At 37.5% G+C, this 21,717-nt stretch carries 22 protein-coding genes and 3 pseudogenes; 3 read left to right on the top strand and 22 right to left on the bottom strand.

All coding sequences use genetic code 11. The features are described from left to right. Positions 1-99: 99 nt before the first annotated feature. From OTG27_RS24130 to OTG27_RS24115, 4 genes and pseudogenes are all read right to left on the bottom strand, one after another. Positions 100-333 (bottom strand): annotated as a pseudogene (locus OTG27_RS24130) (recombinase family protein); the annotation flags it as partial. 115 nt (positions 334-448) lie between these two features. Beyond that, positions 449-1,048 (bottom strand): NADPH-dependent FMN reductase, encoded by a 600-nt coding sequence (locus tag OTG27_RS24125; protein ID WP_268938374.1) that lies wholly within the window; start codon positions 1,046-1,048, stop codon positions 449-451. Positions 1,049-1,430: 382 nt separating this feature from the next. Continuing rightward, positions 1,431-1,889: an NUDIX hydrolase gene (locus OTG27_RS24120; RefSeq protein WP_268938373.1), complete on the bottom strand. Its 459-nt coding sequence runs from the start codon at positions 1,887-1,889 to the stop codon at positions 1,431-1,433. 228 nt (positions 1,890-2,117) lie between these two features. Next, positions 2,118-2,702 carry an NAD(P)H-dependent oxidoreductase gene (locus OTG27_RS24115; protein ID WP_145506055.1) on the bottom strand — a complete coding sequence of 195 codons (585 nt, stop codon included), beginning with the start codon at positions 2,700-2,702 and terminating at the stop codon, positions 2,118-2,120. Between the two features lie 147 nt (positions 2,703-2,849). Here OTG27_RS24115 and OTG27_RS24110 point away from each other — a divergent pair, with 147 nt between their 5' ends. Next, positions 2,850-3,200 carry a winged helix-turn-helix transcriptional regulator gene (locus OTG27_RS24110; protein WP_063576571.1) on the top strand — a complete coding sequence of 117 codons (351 nt, stop codon included), beginning with the start codon at positions 2,850-2,852 and terminating at the stop codon, positions 3,198-3,200. 151 nt (positions 3,201-3,351) lie between these two features. Here the strand turns inward: OTG27_RS24110 and OTG27_RS24105 are convergent, their stop codons facing one another. The 7 genes and pseudogenes from OTG27_RS24105 to OTG27_RS24075 all read right to left on the bottom strand — a co-directional run bounded on the left by OTG27_RS24105 (position 3,352) and on the right by OTG27_RS24075 (position 13,417). Beyond that, positions 3,352-3,828 carry a GNAT family N-acetyltransferase gene (locus OTG27_RS24105; RefSeq protein WP_268938372.1) on the bottom strand — a complete coding sequence of 159 codons (477 nt, stop codon included), beginning with the start codon at positions 3,826-3,828 and terminating at the stop codon, positions 3,352-3,354. Between the two features lie 120 nt (positions 3,829-3,948). Beyond that, positions 3,949-4,086, bottom strand: coding sequence for a hypothetical protein (locus OTG27_RS24100; RefSeq protein ID WP_187049253.1), 138 nt, complete (start codon positions 4,084-4,086; stop codon positions 3,949-3,951). 169 nt (positions 4,087-4,255) lie between these two features. After that, complete coding sequence (locus tag OTG27_RS24095; RefSeq protein ID WP_268938371.1) at positions 4,256-5,479, bottom strand: MFS transporter; 1,224 nt, start codon at positions 5,477-5,479, stop codon at positions 4,256-4,258. Between the two features lie 265 nt (positions 5,480-5,744). After that, positions 5,745-5,927, bottom strand: coding sequence for a hypothetical protein (locus OTG27_RS24090; protein ID WP_268938370.1), 183 nt, complete (start codon positions 5,925-5,927; stop codon positions 5,745-5,747). Between the two features lie 248 nt (positions 5,928-6,175). Next, a pseudogene (locus tag OTG27_RS24085) lies at positions 6,176-7,315 on the bottom strand (IS110 family RNA-guided transposase). Between the two features lie 480 nt (positions 7,316-7,795). After that, positions 7,796-9,604 carry an amidohydrolase gene (locus OTG27_RS24080; RefSeq protein WP_268938369.1) on the bottom strand — a complete coding sequence of 603 codons (1,809 nt, stop codon included), beginning with the start codon at positions 9,602-9,604 and terminating at the stop codon, positions 7,796-7,798. A gap of 1,353 nt (positions 9,605-10,957) precedes the next feature. Continuing rightward, entirely contained in the window at positions 10,958-13,417 is a 2,460-nt protein-coding gene (locus tag OTG27_RS24075; protein WP_268938368.1) for a SpoIID/LytB domain-containing protein, read from the bottom strand. A gap of 188 nt (positions 13,418-13,605) precedes the next feature. Here OTG27_RS24075 and OTG27_RS24070 point away from each other — a divergent pair. Together OTG27_RS24070 and OTG27_RS24065 are read left to right on the top strand one after the other, a co-directional pair. Then, positions 13,606-13,824, top strand: a pseudogene (locus OTG27_RS24070) (IS4 family transposase); the annotation flags it as partial. A 139-nt stretch (positions 13,825-13,963) separates the two neighbouring features. After that, on the top strand, positions 13,964-14,446 hold the full coding sequence (locus tag OTG27_RS24065) for a DUF456 domain-containing protein (protein ID WP_145506061.1): 483 nt from the start codon (positions 13,964-13,966) through the stop codon (positions 14,444-14,446). A gap of 175 nt (positions 14,447-14,621) precedes the next feature. Here OTG27_RS24065 and OTG27_RS24060 read toward each other — a convergent pair whose 3' ends face one another. From OTG27_RS24060 to OTG27_RS24010, 11 genes are all read right to left on the bottom strand, one after another. Then, positions 14,622-15,401, bottom strand: a complete 780-nt coding sequence (locus tag OTG27_RS24060) for a sulfite exporter TauE/SafE family protein (protein ID WP_268938367.1) — start codon at positions 15,399-15,401, stop codon at positions 14,622-14,624. 51 nt (positions 15,402-15,452) lie between these two features. Next, positions 15,453-15,680, bottom strand: coding sequence for a sulfurtransferase TusA family protein (locus OTG27_RS24055; protein ID WP_034312794.1), 228 nt, complete (start codon positions 15,678-15,680; stop codon positions 15,453-15,455). Positions 15,681-15,722: 42 nt separating this feature from the next. Then, a complete protein-coding gene (locus tag OTG27_RS24050) occupies positions 15,723-16,850 on the bottom strand; it encodes an MBL fold metallo-hydrolase (protein WP_268938366.1) in 1,128 nt (375 codons plus the stop codon). A gap of 47 nt (positions 16,851-16,897) precedes the next feature. Then, positions 16,898-17,293 (bottom strand): DsrE/DsrF/DrsH-like family protein, encoded by a 396-nt coding sequence (locus OTG27_RS24045; protein ID WP_098186535.1) that lies wholly within the window; start codon positions 17,291-17,293, stop codon positions 16,898-16,900. Between the two features lie 24 nt (positions 17,294-17,317). Then, the gene (locus tag OTG27_RS24040) at positions 17,318-17,890 is read right to left on the bottom strand and encodes a sulfurtransferase TusA family protein (RefSeq protein WP_268938365.1); all 573 of its coding nucleotides are present in this window, start codon (positions 17,888-17,890) and stop codon (positions 17,318-17,320) included. A gap of 43 nt (positions 17,891-17,933) precedes the next feature. Further along, positions 17,934-18,236 carry a rhodanese-like domain-containing protein gene (locus OTG27_RS24035; RefSeq protein WP_063576599.1) on the bottom strand — a complete coding sequence of 101 codons (303 nt, stop codon included), beginning with the start codon at positions 18,234-18,236 and terminating at the stop codon, positions 17,934-17,936. Positions 18,237-18,254: 18 nt separating this feature from the next. Further along, positions 18,255-18,623 carry a rhodanese-like domain-containing protein gene (locus OTG27_RS24030; RefSeq protein WP_268938364.1) on the bottom strand — a complete coding sequence of 123 codons (369 nt, stop codon included), beginning with the start codon at positions 18,621-18,623 and terminating at the stop codon, positions 18,255-18,257. 26 nt (positions 18,624-18,649) lie between these two features. After that, the gene (locus tag OTG27_RS24025; protein ID WP_048687705.1) at positions 18,650-19,129 is read right to left on the bottom strand and encodes a DsrE/DsrF/DrsH-like family protein; all 480 of its coding nucleotides are present in this window, start codon (positions 19,127-19,129) and stop codon (positions 18,650-18,652) included. Between the two features lie 111 nt (positions 19,130-19,240). Further along, the gene (locus OTG27_RS24020; RefSeq protein WP_268938363.1) at positions 19,241-19,546 is read right to left on the bottom strand and encodes a monooxygenase; all 306 of its coding nucleotides are present in this window, start codon (positions 19,544-19,546) and stop codon (positions 19,241-19,243) included. Between the two features lie 38 nt (positions 19,547-19,584). After that, a complete protein-coding gene (locus OTG27_RS24015; protein ID WP_268938362.1) occupies positions 19,585-19,845 on the bottom strand; it encodes a metal-sensitive transcriptional regulator in 261 nt (86 codons plus the stop codon). 817 nt (positions 19,846-20,662) lie between these two features. Next, positions 20,663-21,646, bottom strand: a complete 984-nt coding sequence (locus OTG27_RS24010; protein ID WP_098936091.1) for a tRNA dihydrouridine synthase — start codon at positions 21,644-21,646, stop codon at positions 20,663-20,665. Positions 21,647-21,717 lie beyond the last annotated feature (71 nt).

Below are 21,717 nucleotides of genomic sequence, written 5' to 3'. Positions count from 1 at the left end.
TTCTCTTACATGTAAGATTACTGTATTACACCAATTAGTACAGTTAGTAGACGCTTAAAATCACCCTTTAAATAATTTAAAGTTAAAAAACACGATTAGCTATTTGCTAGTCATCTCTTTCACTTTAGCGTAAATAGTGGAACGTGGAACGCCAGTCATTTTAGCTATATCATTAACGCTTAAACCGTTAGATTCTCTTTTATCATACAGATTTAATGCCTTCTTAACGTCCTTCTCGTCCTTCCCTTTACGTCCCATATGTTTACCCTGTGCCTTAGTCCTTTTACGTCCCTCGGTGGTTCTATCTTTAATTAGATCACGCCACCAATTGGCAGCCTTCTTATGGCGCTAACGCACCCTGCGTTAGTCTAATATGAAAAGGATTGCAATAAAACAAAAAGAGGGATAACTTTCATCCCTCTCACATTTCACTTTATTTGCTATTGATTTATCGCAAAGTTTTTAATGCACCACTCCAAGCAATAACTTGGTCAAGCATCGCATTAACATTATTAAGGTGTAAATCAGCAGGTTTGAAATCAGTTCCGTTTTCGAAATCTGTAAATAGAGATAAAGTGGGGTGAACCCTAACATCTGCTATTTGTAATTCTCCACAGATTCCACGTAAATGTTCAGCAGCACGAGCACCACCTGTAGAACCATAGCTAACAATTCCAGCTGCTTTATTATTCCATTCATCACGAGCTGAATCCAATGCGTTTTTTAATGCACCAGTTATGCTGTGATTATATTCTGCAGCAATGAATACAAAACCATCTAAAGAAGTTAGCTTTTCCGACCAAGATTTTAAACCGGGTTCATCTCCAGAAGTTGTAAATACAAACGGCAAATTGAAGTCCGCAATATCTACAATTTCATACTCTGCATCTCCTCGTTTATTTGCAATACCGTTTACCCATTCTCCAACTTGAGGGCTAACTCGACCTTGGCGTGTACTACCTAAAATAATTCCTATTTTTAGTTTTTCATTTGTCATTGGTTCTTCCTCCTTAGTGGATTTTCCAAATAATTTGTCTAAAAGACTCATTCTATTTCACCACCATTTTTTTCTTTATTAGAATAAACAAAGAAATGAAGCACTATACAAAATTGCTTAGTTGTTCCTTCTTACACTGCTCCAATAGTTGAACAAGGGTATTTTTTTCTCTGTTTTGAATGTATGATAATGTAAAAAATCGCACGTTCAAAATGCCGCCAAATGGCGGCATTCTTATGGCGCTAACGCACCCGTTAGTTTAAGTGTATTAAATCACAATCTTAGCTGGTTTTGTTTAATTTAATAAGAAAGATGTGCTCAAAACTCATTTTCATTCATTACAGGAATGCTACTCTTTTAACAGCATAAGAAAAGGAGGTACGATCAGCTCCTAGTAATGAAGTAATGAACCTATTAGTTAGCTTAATAAGAATTATGTAACTAGTTGTTCATTATAAATACTAATTGAATGTACCTCCTCTTTTAATAAGTTATCTATTATTTGCTTTAGTACCCTTGGTTCACGTAGTTCTTCATTATCAAATTTCACAAGGTCATTCAAATTAATCCATCTACTGTCTAAAATTTCATCTTCTTCAAGATTTAATGAACCACCATTAACCTTACCAGTAAAATGAAATAGAATAACTTGATTATTTGTACTACTGATAAAATTATATACACCAGTTGTACCATTAATTTTTACATCAAAGCCTGTTTCCTCTTTTACCTCCCTACGAGCTGAATAGAGAATGTCTTCACCATATTCAATGCGTCCACTCGGAAAGTTCCACTTATCAATAGCAGTTGGTTTATTTTCTCTAATTATTAATACTTCATCATCTCTGAATATTGATACACTAGCTACTAAAACTATCCCATTATGAGCCATCCTTTTCTCCTCAAGTATTTAATTTTATATTTATTGCTACCTTTTTCTCTTCTTAACACCTGATTCCTTCTTCTACCACTATCCTGCCCCGTTAGTGCCATAAGAAAAGAGCTGCCTTAAAGACAGCTCCGATCTTCAGCTAACGCACCCGTTAGTGGAATAATAACCTTTCAAAAATAATAAAAGACTACCCAGTTATGAGTAGTCTTTTATTATTTTTGTATGTGTTTATGAGAAATCGGAATTAATTGTATCTTCAACTTTCTTTAACATACCTTTATATGCTTCTTCATCAAGGTATCCAATACTTCCGAATAGCAAATGGCCCATAGGTTCAATTCCAGTAAAATCCCATATCCCAATGTCGGAAGTGACTTTCAAACCTGCTGTCATACCGATTTCATCGTAAACCTCATTAGGAGTACCATGTGTATTGATGATAAAACCTTTTTTACCTTCTAATAACTTGATTACACCTTCTGGTCCAGCAGAATAAGCAAACCCAAATGCAAATACTCGGTCTACATATCCTTTAAGAATAGCTGGAAGACCTGTCCACCAAATAGGGTAAATAAAGGTTATTACGTCTGCTTCAGCAATAAATTCTTGTTCAGTTTTAATATCATCAGGAGTTTTTCCTGCTTTCATAGCTGCTGTATCTTCTGGTTTTAGTACAGGTTGAAAATCAAGTGCATATAAATCACGGACAACAACTTCGTGACCATTTTTCTTTAATGCATTGACTGTTGTTTCCATAATAGAGTGATTTAAGCTGTCAGCGTATGGATGTGCATAAACAACAAGATGTTTCATTTAAAATAACCTCCAGTTATTTAATATCTTTTTATTGGATTACTAAGCTTAATCTAATATTATAGTATTAGATGTCTTTTTAAAAGTAGTCACTTTTTTATAACATAGTCACAAAAATAGTACCTATAAGAAAGAGAGGTATTCATTATGGCACGAAGTAGGTTCGGTGAACCTCCTGAGGACCAAATAGAGGTCTGTCCAGTAACAGAAACTCAAGACATAATTGCAGGAAAATGGAAAATCATCATCTTATGGCATTTAAGCAGACAGACAAGAAGATTTAATGAACTTCAAAGGTTATTACCTGACATTTCAAAAGGAATACTAACACGTCAGTTGAGAGAATTAGAAGAAGACCAAATGGTTCACCGAGAAGTATATAAAGAAGTTCCTCCAAAGGTAGAATATTCGCTAACATCTTTAGGGAAAAGTTTTATTCCTATACTAGATAGTATGGGTGAGTGGGGGAAAAAATATAAAGAATTAAGAAAAAGCTAAAGCCTATACTGGTCTTTAGCTTTTTCTTTTTAATTATGTTTGCTTGGTTTATCCTAAACTAACCTGCCCCGTTAGTTCCATAAGAAGCTGTCTTAAAGACAGCTCCGATCTTCAGCTAACGCACCCGTTAGTTCATTAAGCACTATGTATTTTACACCGATAAATTCATTATAAACTGTTCACCAATTGGTCCTATTTTTCTCTTGCCAGTATCTTGAAAACCCACTTTCAAATACAGTTGCTGGGCAGGAAGATTTTTATGATTTACAACTAAAACGATTTCATCACAGTTAGGAAATTCAGATTTAACAAAATCACTTAGTAAGAGCATACCTTGTTTAGCATAACCTTTTCCTTGCTTCGCATGATTAACAGATAATGCAGTTAACAACATAGCTTTCGGATTATCTGAATACTCCTTTACTCGTTCAGTTGAATGTAATAAAAAGAAACCTACAGGTTCATTCTCACTTAAAATAACAATCCGATGTTGCCCTTCTGTCGCCTCTAAAATCTTGTTTGGTAATGCAGTGAATTGCACTTGTTCTTCAGGGAGTTCAAATGAATTTAATACATCAAAATATTCATTCGAAAAATGTTTTAACTCAACGTAATCAACTTTTTCCATAACCTTATTCCCCCTCAATTTATATATAGATTATCATCCGAACATGCATTTGTGAATTATTGTTAGTCAACTAACCTGCCCCGATAGTTCCCAAAGAGAAACCTGTTAGTTAAGGAACGTTTATTTCTTATCTCTAATTTCTTCTAAAATTTCTATTACACGATTGTTCTGTTTTTCTATATTCTTTAACCTTTTTTCAATAATACTTGATGAAAAAAATACAATAAGTATAAGAGCTATTCCAATAAACAATTCCATATTTCCCCTCCGGTGAATTCAGTTTATGTTTAAGAGTATAACTTTACTAACCTATATTTTCCAACTATCCTGCCCCGATAGTTCCATAATAAAAAGTTGCCTTAAAGGCAGCTCCGATCTTCAGCTAACGCACCTGTTAGTTGATTAAGATATTTTAAGAATTGTCTTTTTAGCCAGTAATTGATTTTTTATTTTCTTCAAAATAACCAGCCTTTGAAGGAATAAATACGGTAATGAAAAGTACCGTTGCAAGAATTGCTCCGACAATAGTAAAAATAATACAAACAACTTGTAATGAAAACCATTCTATTGTTAACCCTAAGAGCAGTGTCAATCCAATTTGAATGATGCCTTGAACCATATCTGCAATACTACCGAACCTTCCCATAATTGCTACTGGTACATTACTTTGAAAAAAGGTAGCATATCCTGCATTCGCAAATGCCATAAAGAAGCCTAAAAATACAAATGCCAATGTTGCGGTTATAAAGTTAAAAGATGCATAAAACAAAACATATCCTATTGATGTCAGTAACATTCCAGCACCTATAAATAACCTTAGTTGCAACTTCTTAGATACAACGGCGGCGACAGTAGCTCCTCCCAATGCCCCAATACCAGTAATACTTACAATTACGCCATAATCTCTATCAGACAACTCCAAGTGCTGTTTAATAAAAGTAACCTCTTGTGAATCTAGTGCAAAGCCAATTAGCATTGCACATTGAAACAATAAATAAACTGATACAAAGAACTTTGCAATCTTAGTAAATTCCCTAACTGCATTCCAATCATTTATTAGAGTTTTCCACTGAACTGGTTCTCTTATATTATCTAGATCTTCATCAACGTCAGGAAGAAGATAGATGAAAAATGCACAAATTATAAAAGTAATCGCATTAATTACAATGCATATATCTGTCCCTACATACATAATAAGTATCCCTGAAATAGCTGGGCCTAATAAAAATGCACCGGAGCTGGCCAAACTCATAATCGAATTAAATCGTTTTCGATTTACAGGAGGTACCAGCTTTGTTATGTAGACGGATGAACTTGGACCAAAGAATGAACCGGCAATATTAATCAATAAAAGGACTGTATATATAGTCCATAATGATGATATGAAAGGAATCACAAATATTAAGGCACCTCTTATAATATCAATAGAAATCATTAATCTTCGTTTATTAACACGATCAATGACACTCCCAGACCACGTATTAGTGATTAATACGGCAATAGGCCTTAAAATATATAGCCCCGCAACTGCTGTTGCAGAGCCAGTTAAGTTTAATATCGAAATATTAAGTGCAATTAAGTAAATCCAATTTCCTAAATATGAAATCCCTATTCCTGATATTAAAAGAATAGGATTCTTCCAACTGGTCATTCACTCACCTTTTTCCTTAAAGAATTACTTCAATCTTTATCTGAACAAACTCGTTATTGGTAAAATGTTACACACTTCACAACCAAATAATACCACTTTATATGATTACAGATGCAATGAAAATTTCTTTATAATTCTATAAATTCAACCAAACCACATTATTATCATTTCTTCTTTAACAAACCTGCCACTTTAGTTCATTAACTTTTCATACGATAAAATTACAATTCCACATATTACGGATAATCCCAAAAAGGATAATACATTAAAATGAGGAGGCGTAACTCCCAAACACTACCTCGTTTTGAAGGGTTTCTACTTTATCCCATGCACTCTCAATATCTGGTTTATAGTTTTTTGTTTTTATATAACCAACTAACATCATAACGACTAAATAGATTACATGAATTGAAATTGAACCTATAATTGCTTGAAGAACCACCTTCATATCGCCCCTCCTTTTTTACTCATTTTACCATATTTAACGACATGTATTCCTGAACTAACCTGCCCCGTTAGTGCCATAAGAAAAAGGCTGCCGCAGCAACCCCTGTTAATGAACTAAACCAGCTAATAGGATGTCAATTTCTTTCTCTAAAATTTTCATTTCCCTTATGATATACTATTTTTGACCATGACAAATAACCCTCCAACCCCCTTTTGGAAGGATGTTTCTCTGTTTCACAAAACCGTTAATCAGGCTAAATCTAGGTACATTTCTTTTCTCTTTAATAGAAGAGCGTATGCAACGATTGACACTTTGGCCGGTTTTCCTTCTGATTTTTTCTTATCATAGTAGGCTTTGAGCTTTTTGTTCCTTGAACTTCTTATGCCACATAGTACGGCAAGATACAGAGAATGACGTAGTCTGCTCGAACCTCTTTTAGTAATACGATTAATGGTTGCCGTAAACTTACCTGATGAGTGAACACTTGGATCTACTCCAGCGAAGGCAACTAGTTTTTTCGGGTGATTAAACCGATCGATTTCACCAATTTCAGAGATAATCGTGGCTGCGATTTTTTCTCCGATACCGGGAATCGATTGGATGATCTTATATTCTTCTAGTTCATTTGCCAGGACCACTATACGATCTTCCAACTCAGAGAGGTCTCCCTGGTAATGAAAAAGCAACTCAATATACATACGAAGATTGATTACGTGACTTTGATACACGTTTATTTGAAATGGATTTCGAGACGCGGAGTCCATTATTTTTTTTGCTTTTTCCCATGCCCATTGACAAATCGGCTAGGACAGAACTCTATAACACTCTCTGCTAGTTTACTTTCCCCAGCTGTTAATACCGCCTCTGAAGTGGGATATTCCTTTAATATCAATAAAGAAACCCTTGAATATAGATCACCAAAAACCTTCCTGTATTCAGGAAACATTTGATCTAAAATGGTGTGAAACTGAAGTGTGGCTTCCACTACATATTCGTTACGATTTCCTGTTGTCTGGACAAATTCCGAAGGTCTAATAGCTGAATTCCTCTAATTTTATGAGGTTCTAAATCCTCTTTGTAATACAGCACACACAACTGGTACGCATCGATAGCGTCCGTTTTCACCTTCCGTAAGCTGGACTTCTTTGCCTGATAAGAAATAATCGGATTTAGTAAGATATATAGAACTCATGCCCTGTAGATTCTAAAATGACCATAGGCATTTGCCCTGTCACCTCTTCAATTTCTTTTAGAAATTGTAAAAAATGATCTAACTCCTCTTTGATATGCTTCATTGGAAAGCTCTTCCCATACGGTTTAGATTGATCTAAAAATGCCTGAACTTGGCTCTCTCCTTTTGCCACATCCAGACCAACAACTGGATTCATTGTTTTTTCCTCCTCTACTTACTAACCAGTACCCCTAGTCCTCCATGTAGTGTCATAGCTTCGCTTGTTATTCGAGATCTGCGTCCCAACCAGCCTCTAACATGTTTCTACAAGTAGGGGGCGGACAGTTTAGTTCACGGGATCAAGTCCCATGCACCCGTACGTCCTACCTTGGCTACTGATATATTAGATTCTATTAAAAAAAGGTCAACCAGTAAAAACTGGCTAACCTTATAATACGAACGCACCCGTTAGTTTAAGTGAAAGGTTTCACAACTTCACATCAATAACAAAACCAAAAATATCTGGCTGAACTTATTTTACTAAAAGGTGCGTAAATCTTTTTCTAATTGTTTTAAGTTAAATGCCCTTTCCAAATAGGCATTCATATTTTCAGGTGTATTCTGATGCTTAAATGTCTCATTAAATGTTTCGACGAGTTTTGGGAAATATACAATCAATATATTTTAAGATTGGTTTTTATTTTCCTTTGTAAACAATCTTTCCGTCAACAATAGTGTAGACCACTGGAGTCTCAGAGATGTCTTTTGGCTCAATTTTGGTAATATTCTTTTCAAGAACTACAAAATCAGCCTTATTGCCAACCTTAAGACTACCTAGGTCATTACGGAAAATCTGGTAAGCCACATTTTTTGTAAAAGAATGAACCATTTCCTCAACAGTGAGAGCCTGAGAAGAATTACGAACTAAATCGGAATCCTGTTCTTTTGGATATGGACTATTTCTAGTGACTCCAGTTTCTATAGCGTTAAGTGGACGGTAATCGGGAGTCGGAGAATAGTCACTACTACTAGCAATAGTTACCCCGGTATCCCACATCTTTCGGGTTGGGTACATTGCCAGTGCACGCTTCTCACCTATCATTGACTTTTCCAACTCATAGTATTGATCCTTATAAAACCAGAAGGGTTGCATGCTTGCAATGACTCCCATTTCGGCCATACGGTTTATGTCACTATCTTGGATAGATGAAATATGAGTAATAGTATGACGGGAATCACGTTTACCGTTAGCTTTAATAGCCTTCTCAATGGAATTGAGACTCATTTTCACAGCTCCATCACCGATAGCGTGAAAATGCACCTGTATATCTTCTTTGTCCAATGTGGAAACCATATGATTAAATTCTTTAACCTCCCAATTCGCTTCACCATGGTGGTTATGTCCCATACCAGCGTTCTTTGTATATGGATCAACGAATAGTGCAGTCTTACCTTCGGTTACACCATCGGCAAACAGTTTTACGGTATTGACTTTCAACCAATCGGAGTTGTACTTTTGACGAGCATCTAAAATCGTTTTTACAGCTTTATCTGGCTGGGTCCCTGGATCGAAGGTAATTGCAGTCGCAACTCGCAAAGTCAATTTACCTTCTTTTTCCAGCTGATTCATTACTTTCAAACTCATTTCGCTACCGGACATGTTCATGATTCCAGTGATACCGAAACTATGCATTTCTTCCTGAATTGCTAAGAAAGCCTCTCTATACTGCTCCTCACTAATCTCAAACAAACTCCGTACAACAGCGAGCAAATCAGTTGCCCCTTCACGTAATACTCCTCGGGGAGATCCGTCTGGATTACGTTCAATCATACCACCTTTTGGAACCTCTGAATCCTTTGTATCTTTGGTTATACCTGCCATCTCAAGTGCCTTGGAGTTTACCCATACAGAATGGCCATCGATAGAATTAAGGATTACTGGAATATCGGAAACAACAGCATCCAAATCCTCTTTCTTTGGGCCTGGGTTTGTACCATCTGGTTGTTCATACTGTCCATTTAGCCATCCTGTACCTGTAATGATTTTGGCATCAGGGTTGTTCTTTCTAAAATTAGCGACAGCCTGAATATATTCTTTATGACTTTTTAGTTTTGAAAGATCTACTGCAAATAGCTTAGAGATCCATAGGCCAGGAGGATGAATATGACCATCCATAAAGCCAGGGGAAACCATCTTACCTTTTAGGTCAATGACCTGTGTGTCGTCCCCAACATATTTTTCCACATCTTTGATACTTCCAATAAAGATAATTTCACCATCTTTGGATGCTATCGCTTCAGCTGTAGATTTAGCTTCATCCACGGTATGTATAATACCGTTTTTAAGTACAAGTGTCGCCTTTTCCTTAGATGCCTCACTAGCTATTTCTTTATCTTTTTCCTCAGTTACGTCTGTTTGATTTGTACAAGCATTTAAAACTATCAACACAGGCAAAAGAATTGTAATCAAAAATGTAAGTTTGGAATTACGTATGATACTGTTCATAGTATTCACATCCTAATTTAATTATGTGCATTCACTATAGCTCTAACTATGTGCCAAGAATTTCTATCGTATGAAAAAGAAAACAAGTATTGGTACTGATTTTTTCAATCAACTATATAAATATCTCCTTTTAGATTAATATCTTTCATTTATCAGATTAGTAGAATAGAAAATGAAAGAAAAAATTATTTTATCATTCAGATAGAGTCCTATCTCAGTTCTTGGAAAACGCTTCGAATAACCAGTTCATCCTTCACTTTTTATCTCTTATGATGACAATTCTTTTAGACAAATCTTTCACCATCAAAAGATTTTTGTTATTTTGTCTTAATAGTGCATGATCAGTTTTGAAGCTAACATTTGAAAAGTGAGAGCGTCATCATGTTACTCCATGTCATTTACGCTCATGTTCCAAAAACATAGTGCACGTCCATTTTCTTAGATCTAACTGAAAAACTTCTTTTTCCCCTCGCTGTCCCATACCAACTGATTGATAATCGGGACATCTCCTCATGTTTATCGTGAATAAAGCAGGTTAAACTTGATCAATAAGACCTGTAAAAGCATACTTGAAAAATAAACATCAGCTTTTTTGTTGTGAATTCATATTAATTCCTCCTCTCAATAATTAAATTAGAGAATTATCAAGGATTATTTAAGAGCAATTCCTGACATTTAGGTTAAGTGCAAATTTTATACCAATTGCGAGTAATAGAAATAATAATATAATCATTAATAGTTTCTCTCAAAATAACATTTCAGACGAAAACAATCTTTTCCAAAAATGGAGATATATTTAATTCAGAACTTCATAGTTTATGCAATTCAACATAGAAATTTGCACCATTCCTTCAGTGATTTCTTCATCTTGGCGTACCACCAACATTTCGCTGAAAACATACGCAAAGGATATTTTCCTGACGGTACCACTACCATAAACCCTTGTTTTTGAGAATTTTCTATGACCAAAAGAAAAACCAAAAACAAATAACCAAAATAGTTGTTCGAGAACCGTTTTTGGTATAGATTTATAGACAAATTTCCCTTAACGTATGTTTTCCGCGTTTTGCTGGTAGGACCCCATGCCCATCAAGCTAAGATAAATATGTATCCCCATAACGAAAAAATTCTTTGTTCTATTGATTTTACAGAAAAAGTAGCTCTTTTTTTGTTTTGGGGTGTTTTATTTTTTATCTTAATGGCGATGCTGTGGGGACCCCAATAAGGGGCTGTTTCAGACTGAATTTACTTATCGGAAATGAAATTTATAGAAAAAGACCATGACTTTTAAAAAATCATGGTCTTTTTCAGTGCTCTATAAATTTAATTAGGGCTTTTCACTGATTGATTTCGTTATCGGACGTTCGTTAGGTATTTTGCGTACACATAGCCTGTTCCATTACCATACTGAATTTTGTACCAAGAGCTGCTCTTATTAATTACGGTAACGATTTGGTTTTTCTTCAAAGAGCCAAGAACTTTCCCTGATGTGGTTGGTTTGGAACGGACATTCAACTTCGTAGCATTGACCTTACCAGTCATATTCTTCGCTGCCGGTTTGTTTAATGTGTAGGAAGCCGTCGTTGTACGTTTGTTCTTGCTTGGATCAATCGCTGTAATGGTAAACGTATACTTATCGTCCGATATCTTTGATACATTCCATAATGCACTTTGGACACCGGCATTTTTTGTAGCGTTACTGGTCAGTGTCGCCACGGTTTTGCCTTTTGCATCTTTTACTTGAACGGTTACCTTCGCCTTTTCATTAATCTCATACTTCAAAGCAACATTATTTGTTGTTGAATTATATGAGGTTTTTATATTTTTAATGGAAGGTGCCGTTGTATCGGGTTTTGTTAATGTAAATGGAACCGTTGCCGAGCTTTTATTTTGATTGCTGTCGATTGTTGCAATTTCAAATGAGTACTTACCGTTCGAAACCTTCGATACATCCCACGATGTCCATTGGACACCGGCATTTTTCTCTGTATTATTGATTGGGGTAGCTAAGATTTTGCCTTTTGCGTCTTTTACTTGAACGGTAACCTTTGATTTTTCATTGATCTCATACTTCAGGAAAACTTTATTCGTTTTTGAGTCATATGAGGTATTTGTATTTTTAATAACTGGAGCCGTTGTGTCAGGCTTTGTTAATGAAAATGGAACAGATGCTGAACTTGCATTATTACTACTATCAATCACTCTAACTTCAAAGGTGTATGAACCGTTACTTACTTCTGGTGCATCCCAAATGGCTAATTGCGATCCTGACAGTTTTTCGTCCCCTTTGACAAGAGTAGCGACGACATGCTCTTTTTCATCCTTAACTTCCACTGTCACCTTCGCTTTTTCATTTGTATCAAAGGTTAGTTTGACTTGTTTAGTTTTAGTATCGTAATACGTTTTTATATCTTTAATCGTAGGTGCTGTTTCATCTTTAGGTGCAGGGTCTGGAACTGGTGTTGGGATTGGCGTTGGAATGACAGGTGCCGGTTCCGGCTTTACTGGTTCTACTTCCTCAGGTTCTGGCTCATAAGCTTGTTTTAAGCTTGTCCCTTCATAATAGAAAGCAAGAATCTCGCGATACGTATGTCCCTGTTCGCCAGCCTTTTTCGCGCCATACTGACTTAGTCCGACACCATGGCCGTAGCCCTTGCCTGAAACGTTAATTACATCCCTTGCAGTATCCACTTTATCTACTAAAAAGCTTTTCATGAAGCTCAGACCGATAATGTCTCTAATTTTTGAAGCCGTTACATCTTCTAATATTACACTTTGCTGTAGCGCTTTCTCCTTTTCTTTCACCATAAATTCAATCGTAATACTTCCCTTACTCACCCTGCCGCCACTTGTTAGTGCGTGAAGGGAAAGATGAGGGACAGCCGTTATTTTAATGTCTTTGCCGGTATATCCATTTTTCTGTAGCCAAGCTCTTATATTAGAAATTACTGGTGTTTGTTCAGCTTCCTTGGTATTAGCCCACCATGTATCTGCTTTTGTCAAATCTAAATTTGTAAGGTCTATTTGTTGCTTTTTTACACTAAAACTCCACACAGTTTGCGGATCATATGGATCGTCTTTGACCATTAAATATGGTAGCTCTGTACCAACCCAGACATTATTGTTGGACTCGGTTTTCCCTCCATTGCTAGAGGAAAAAAGAGCATCTGAACCTATATGTAGTTTTTCACCATAACCGATGACCTGACCTTCTGTTGCTTTAACAGCTTTTGTTGAGTTTTCGTGCCAAGTGTAGCCACCATATACCTGGTAACTCATTGTGTCATCGGGCGTTCTATTGATGTAGCTCATCGCATAGGTTCTTGCCGCAACAGCCTGTGCCTTTAAGGCTTCCTGATTCCATAAAGCCGGCATTTCAGCTGGAACAACCCCTTTTAAATAATCTTCAAGACCAATTGAGTTATATGGACGGATGAATTTCCCATCTTCCATAATAAAACGTAAACTACCTAAGTATGTACGCCCATTAATCGAAAGTGGACCGTTCCCTGTTTCAGGTTGCACTTCAATCTCAGAAGCTTTGCCTATTACTTTTGAATCTGTCAGAACAACAATGTCCGTACCACTGACCCTCAACGTATACTTCTTGTTCGATTCTAGTTTTACATTTGCTAGATTCGTAGTGTATGTGACTTCCGGTTCGACGGTAATCTCGGATTTATTACCAAGATAGCCTTTTAATTTAACCTTAATGATCGGATCGGCTGCCGCCTTAACAGGCATTTCTGGAAGTAAAGATAGCATGAGAACGAGTGTAACAAACATCCATATTCCATTCCGTACCTTTTTCAATTGAATAACCTCCTCATAATTTGGAAATATATTTAAAAAATAGTATACCATCCATAATGATACATTAGTCGATATTTTACTATTTTAGGGGTCCTCGCATGGCCATTAAGCTAAGGTGAATTTGTATCATCATCACGAAAAAAACGCTATTCTTTTTGTAGAAATATACAGGAAGGATGGCGTTTTCTATGAGTTTTTCTGTTTCAGACGAAATGAATCTCTTTTCTCAAGTACTTCAAAACTACTTATCTCCGTCTTCTCTACAACAATTAGCTAAAGAAGTTGGTTTTGTTCAACATAAAAGTAAATATCAAACACAAGAATTAATTGCTTTATGTGTATGGCTTAGTCAACAGGTCGCGAGTACGCCACTCACACAATTGTGTAGCCATCTCGAGGCATCTACTATCAAGATTTGTTCCTTTGGTAGTTGATGACCTATGCGGGATTCGAATATACAAAAAAAGAATAAATGGTGTTTGTCCCTAAATAGAAATATAATTTAATAGATATTTGAAAAAGTAAGTATGAAAAGGTGGAGTTTCATTGGATATTTTATGGTGGGGGTTAACGATCGTCTTATTTGCTTTAAGTTTTGTAGGAATTATCTATCCTATTATTCCTTCGGTAGTTGCCATTTGGGGAGGATTTGCAGTTTATCAATTCCTCATTAATCCTGATGAGTTATCGTTATGGTTCTGGATCAGTATGGTTGTGTTGAGCGGTGTATTAATCGCGGCAGACATTATCGCAAACAGTTATTTTGTTAAAAAGTATGGTGGGTCAAAAACATCCGAGACAATAGCAGCTATTGCCACGATTGTTGGTTCATTTGTCTTTCCTCCTTTTGGAATAATTCTCGTACCATTTTTAGCAGTCCTCATTTCGGAATTAATCATTCAAAAAGATATAATGAAGGCTACTAAAGTTGGGTTTGCAACGATCATCGGTTTTTTAGGCGGCAGCTTAGCCAAAGTATTACTTCAATTATTGATGATTGTTTGGTTTATTTTAGCGGTAATCTTTTAATTATTTATAAACGGCCGAATAAGGAAAAGCTGACTTTCAACAGTCAGCTTTTTCTATTAACAAAGTCCGTACGAGAAAAAAAAGTGATGGAGGAAAAGGAACCATTAGTGTGGCCTATTGTGAACAATTCTTTAACGATAGAACTTTTCACAACTGCTCCCTTCCGTGTCAAAACTCAGGACATGATCCCCGCCCAAGTTTTTACAGCCGTCGCTAAAATCAATAGAGCCAGTATGACTTGCAGCACTTTTACATTCATTTTTTTACCGGCCATTGCCCCTAGCGGAGAGGCTATTAAGCTAGCTACAACCATGATCAACGCCGGATAGAAGTCAACTTGACCCGTTGATATTTTCCCTGCTGTTGCACCAATGGATGAAATGAATGTGATTGCTAATGAAGACGCAATCGTGACCCTTGTTGGAATTCTTAAAACGATAAGCATGATGGGAACTAATAGAAAGCCCCCTCCGGCACCGACTATCCCGGCGCCTAAACCAACGATTAATGCCAGGATGGCCGCAAGCCATTTATTAAAGGTAACTTGATCCACAGGAATATCATCTATCCCTTTCTTCGGAATGAACATCATGACAGCCGCTATCAACGCCAAGATGCCATAGACGATATTCACACCGTTTTCCGACATCGTTTGTGATCCAAAACTTCCAACCACGCTTCCGATCAACACACTGATCCCCATATAGAGAATAAGCGTTTTATTTAAATGTCCGCTATTACGATAGCTCCATATACCTCCGATGGAGGCGAATAAGACTTGTACAGCGCTTATGCCTGTCACATCATGGGCACTAAATGCCGCTAAACCAAAGATTGGGGGAATATACAGCAGCATTGGATAATTTATTATCGAACCGCCGATGCCGAGCATCCCTGAAACGTATGAACCTATAAAACCAATCAAAAAGATGGTAATGATAAAGGTTATATCCATTGTAAGTGCCTCCCTTAAAAGAAGGGAAACCAAATGGTTCCCCTCTCTTTATCAACCTTTTCTGATCCAAAATTTCAGTATATCATTTTCTTCTGCTGTTTCCATCAGCTCATGGCCACCGGATTTTGACCAAGCGGCTAAGTCTGCTTTAGCTCCTTTATCGGTTACATGTATTTCCAGCACTTGCCCGGTTTGCAAATCATTCATCGCTTTTCTCGTTTTGACGATTGGCATTGGACATGCCAGTCCCTTAGCATCTAGTACTTTATCTGCATTCATATTTCATCTCTCCTATTTTCTTGGTTTCTATTTTTATCGGTATTAGCGAACCGCACAGCGATTTGGTCCAATTTCCATTTCGCGCTGTTTTTCATTATCGGGTTCGATTTTCCCCATATTGGTTTCGCGAATTTCTTGATAGGCGTTTGGCTGAGGCGGTAAATTACCTGTTACCAGCTCTCTGAATTCCGTTTCATCCGCTATGTTCAATCCGTGATTTTCAGCAAATAGGGAACCCAACTTTTTAGCGACACTTCCATCTTCATTCAATTCATCGATGATCATGAAATGTGATGGCAATACAATTAACTCTTCTGATAATTCTTTATAACGTGTATACAGTGTTTCTCTCAAGTCCCCTACCCAATCCTCAGCCAAACCAGCTAAGTCCGGTCTGCCAATGGAATCGATGAATAGTATATCCCCGCTTAGCAAGTATTTTTGATCCACCACAAATGAAGTTGATCCAATGGTATGTCCCGGGGAGTATAATGCTTGGATATCAATCGCTGTATGACCGATCGTTATCACGTTCCCGCTTTCTAATGGCTGATATTCAAAAGTTACTTCAGCCGCATCTTTTGGCGGCAGCCAGTAAGCTGCATTTGTTGCTTCCGCGATTCGTCTTCCACCTGAAATGTGATCGGCATGTAAGTGAGTATCCAGAACATGTGTAATCTTAACCCCGATATCATCTGCGAAATCAAGATAGGCATCTATCATTCTTGCGGAATCAATAACGGCTGCTTCCCCATTGGAAACGACCATGTAAGATAAACAGCCTTTACCAAGTCGAACAAATTGATAAATTTCGGCACCATTTGTCAATTCGCCTATCCTCACTGGTTCCAAGTGTTCACTCCATGCTTTCATGCCGCCCATTAAATAAAAAACATTCAATCCAGCTTCAGATAACATTTCAGCTACCATGACGGATGAGCCTTCCTTTGCACATACTACCAGGATTTCTTTATTGGCCGGGATTTGATCGAGAATTTCTTCCACGCCATCCAGTAGATCAAAGTAAGGGATATTAAGGAATTCGAAATTCTGCCCTTCAATTTTCCAATCATTAAAGTCACTTTCATTTCGAACATCCAAAATAAATAAGTCGGTTTTATTGATCACTTTCTTTGAAACTTCAGCAGCTGTCATTTGCTTAAAAGTCATATCATATACCCCCTGTAGTATTTATGTTTTCAAAAAAATTTTCCTTATTAAAAGGTTAATGTAACATCAGCATCTTTCGCGAACTCCAAAAATGTGACCGCTCCACCTACTTCGATTCCATCAACGAAAGCTTCTTTTTCCATGCCCAATACGTCCATGGTCATTTGACACCCAATAAACTTGACGTCCATTTCCTGTGCCATAGTAACTAACTCAGGAATGGAAGGAACATTGGCCTTTTTAAACCCTTCGGCAAAATGCTCCTTACCCTCAGGCAGAGGAAGTTTTCCATTCGCGTCTTTATGAATTAAGTTCAAACCTTCGAAAGTAAAGAAAATGGCCACTTCTTGATCTGTTGCTGCCGCTGCAGTTGCGATGTTAAACACTTTATATGCATCAAATAAACCACCATTACTTGCGATTATGGCTACTTTGTTAGTCATGATCTATTCCTCCATTTTATAGTTTTATTCATTCATGGATTTTTGGGAAGGACCGTTCCATTGGCTCATGCCGGGTACAACATTGCATACCTGTTCAAATCCAGCACCGGTCAGTTTTTGTGCAGCAAGATCACTCCGGCTGCCTGTACGGCAAATCACGAAAATCTCTGACTCTATATCCAGTTCACCCATACGTTGTTCCAATTCACCCATTGGAAGGGATCTTGCTCCTGGAATGTGATTAAAAGCATATTCTGCGGATTCTCGTACATCCAGGATGACCATATTTCTATTTTCTTCCATCACTTGTATAAGTTCTTCATTGGAAATGATTTTTTCATGCTTCTTCACTTCTGTTTCTTCTCCGCTTGCTTTCCGAAGATAATGTTTTAGTGTCGTTCCTTCTTCAACCGTTCCCAAGTATTGGTGACCTGAACTTTCCGCCCAGGCCTTCATATCGGCGGTTGACCCTTTATCAGTTGCTTGAACTTCCAGTACTTCCCCCGCTTCCAGCTTATTCATGGCTTTTTTCGTTTTTACGATTGGCATTGGACAGGCTAAACCTTTTGCATTCAAAACGGAATTTGTTTTTATCATTTTATTTCCTCCTTCTATTATAGGTATGGGGGTATATTTGAATTTAAAATTTTTCTGTGGGACCTTCCCATTCATTCATACCACCCATCATGTTCAACACTTTATATCCATGATCCTCAAGTAATTGTGCTGCCCTTGAACTTCTGCCCCCTGACCGGCAAACCATGATATACTCTTTTGATTTATCCAAATCCTGCATTCTAAATTCCACCAGACCCAACGGGATGTTCACAGCATTTGGTATTTTCCCTGCTTTTACTTCATCGGCCTCCCGTACATCAATGATGTGGACTGGGGAGTTCCCCTTCAATAATGCGTTCACTTCATTCGGTAAAATTTTTTTCACCTTTATAAGAACCTCCTTTTATTCGCGCCAAGAACTCATGCCGCCTTTTACGTTAGTGACTTCTTTAAATCCAAGTTTTTTCAATGCTTTACTCGCATTACTGCTCCTCATCCCGCTTTGGCAGATTACAACCACTTCTTTATCTTTTGACAGTTCCTGTGCCCTTTTGCCAAGTTCGTTTAAAGGAATGTTTTTAAAATCCTTTATGTGATTGCCCCTATATTCATTAGGAGTACGGACATCAATCAACTGCTTATTTCCCTTATTTTTCAACACAGCTTTTAGCTCTGCCGCATTTATATTTTTTATCCCCTTTACAGGGACAAAGCGCTGATATAAAAACCAAACAATGAAACCTAATATGATGAGGTTAAATATAGTTCCCAATGGACCCATCCCTCCGGTACCCAAATTTATATAAATAAGTTTACATTTCCATCCTCTGCTTCAGCTAAATAAGCCGCAACACCTGCATACTCAATTCCATCCAATAACTCCTCTTGCTGTAAACCCAATAAATCCATTGTCATCGTACAGGCTATCAATTTGATTTCTTGTTCCTGAGCCAACTCAATTAAATTTGGGAGTGACATGGCGTTATGCTTTTTCATCACGTGTTTGATCATTTTGGGACCCATCCCAGCAAAGTTCATATTTGATAGACCCATTTTATCAGAACCACGCGGCATCATTTTCGCAAACATTTTTTCAAGAAATCCTTTTTTTAATGAAATCGGCTCATCCTTCCTTAAAGCATTCAATCCCCAGAACGTATGGAAGATGGTCACTTCATGATCGTAAGCCGCCGCCCCATTTGCAATGATATAAGCAGCCATTGCCTTATCATAATCACCACTAAATAAAATGATCGTCGTTTTTTTCTTTTCAGTCATTATGCTTCCCCCTGATGAAATTTCATTTTTACCTTTAAATACCCTACGGGGTATATATTATGCTAAAAAATATAGTGCGTCAACCCACTTCACTAAAATAAATGGTTATCTTTATTTGCTTGGACCATGATTGATTGAAGTCAGCCCTTCATTTACTTCGAAAATTTTTCCATTAACCTTCTCTATACCAAACCCATTTAACCGAGCTGTATGCATCGTCAAGTACTTACATGCGGATTCCTTCGTTTCAAACAGATAAATGCCGCCTGCTTCCTTTGCCTCACTGTCTTCGGTCCAAATCTTCCAAATCAAGCCTTCTTCACTATTAATGCTTTTTGCTAAATCTGTAAATTCTTTTACCATTTCGTTGCCGAAAGGTCCCTTCATTTTAAAATCCACTTGTAAAATATAAGACATGAATAACACTCCTTTTTCAACAGTTCAGGTCAATTCTTTTACCTGCTTTTTATCAGTAAATTAACCGCTTCCTTGACTAGATGATCAGTGCTCTCTCCATTCTCGACGTTTTCCCGAACGCATTGCTCAAGATTGGCACTTACGATAACACCCATGGTCCTATCGATGGCACTTCGCGCAGCCGACAACTGAGTGACGATTTCCCTGCAATCTTTTCCCTGCTCCATCATTCCAAGAACACCCTTGATTTGTCCTTCAATCCGCTTCAAGCGATTAATGACACTTTTATCATACTCCATACTCCGCCCCCCATCTATTTACAATCGTTAATATCATAACTGATTACATTAATTCCATTTCCGATTAAGGAGCTCAGTCCCAAGATCACTTCTTCCGAAGCAATTATTGTGAATTTAATCATTTTCTCGTGAGTTTGGGTATTTTACTCGTGAGTTTGCGCACTTTACTCATGAGTTTGCACGTTTTACTCGTGAGTTTGCACGTTTTACTCGTGAGTTTTCGCGTTTTACTCGTGAATTTGCACGTTTTACTCGTGAGTTTAGGCATTTTACTCGTGAGTTTGCACGTTTTACTCGTGAGTTCATATTATACCTATAGGGGTATATTGTCAAGCCGTTTAATTCACACTTTAATAAACGCCACCTAATACTAAAAACACATTATGGATTAAACTGACCTCTTGGAGGGAGAGCATTAGCCCATATGATGATGAAGTGGCTTATTTTTTCTACAACGGCCCTAAGAAGTCCCCGCAAAGATGTGAGAAAATCACTAATGTTGAACAAAACGCATCTAGTTGGACAAAATAAAAAAGCCCAACCCCCTGTTATTACAAGGATTTGAGCCTTAGGTTCATCTTTTTTTTTGCTGTATGTCTAAAAATATAGAAGACATAATGATTTTCCCCGGTAACTTGCTTTTATTTGTCATAACCCAATATAGATTACTATAATAACAAACATAGAAAGCAAAAATTTGCGGGAATGGTGCGGTTCAATACCGCCTTCACATTTTTCAATTAACAGCTTAGTAAAAAGCTTTTGGGGCAAAACAGTTAAACGTCCTACTTCACTTTTACCATGAATGGGGACATTTCTACAGTTCCCCCACTCCATCGAGATTATTTGACACAAAGTTTTCGAGCAAAGCACGCGCTTCATCTGTTGACTTAGTGTTCATTAATTGATTTCTTAATTCACTTGCCCCTCGAAACCCACGGACATATATCTTAAAAAAGCGATGAAGAGCCTTGAACGAACGTAGCTCCAATTTTGAATATTTATCATGGAGATCCAGATGCAACCTTAAGAGATCAAGCAATTCCTTACTGCTATGATCCTTCGTCTCCTTTTCAAAGGCAAATGGATTATTGAAAATACCACGCCCAATCATAACCCCATCAATACCGTATTGATGAGCGAGCTTTAAGCCAGTTTGACGGTCAGGGATATCTCCATTGATCGTCAAGAGCGTATCTGGTGCCACCTGGTCACGAAGTTTCTTAATCTCCGGGATTAGTTCCCAATGAGCATCTACTTTACTCATTTCATTTCTTGTACGCAAATGAATGGAAAGATTAACAATGTCCTGTTTCAGTATGTGTGTTAGCCAGTCGTGCCATTCGTCTACATCCGTGTAACCAAGCCTTGTCTTTACACTTACGGGCAATCCTCCTGCTTTTGCTGCTTGTATCAATTCTGCTGCAACTTCTGGACGACGGATAAGGCCACTTCCCTTCCCATTCTGTGTCACATTAGGTACAGGACAGCCCATATTGATATCCACACCCCGAAAGCCCAGTTCCGCCATACCTATGCTCATTTGCCGAAAGTATTCAGGCTTATCCCCCCATATATGGGCTACAATTGGTTGTTCGTCCTCTGTAAAAGTCAAACGCCCACGCACACTGCGGATGCCCTCTGGGTGACAATAACTCTCCGTGTTTGTAAACTCTGTAAAAAACACATCAGGTCTGGCTGCTTCACTCACTACATGGCGAAAAACTACATCCGTCACATCTTCCATTGGTGCCAGTATAAAAAAAGGTCGTGGTAGATCACGCCAAAAATTATCTATCATATTAAAATTCCAATCCTTTCATTATGGGGTACCAGGCTAACCCCTTTTCCCAAAATTAAAAAGCAGAATGT

Origin of the sequence: Peribacillus sp. AS_2 (genome assembly GCF_026891895.1) — a bacterium.
Lineage (GTDB): Bacteria > Bacillota > Bacilli > Bacillales > DSM-1321 > Peribacillus > Peribacillus frigoritolerans.
The sequence above is the reverse complement of the archived record's forward strand: the minus strand, read 5'-3'. Positions and strand labels throughout refer to the sequence as shown.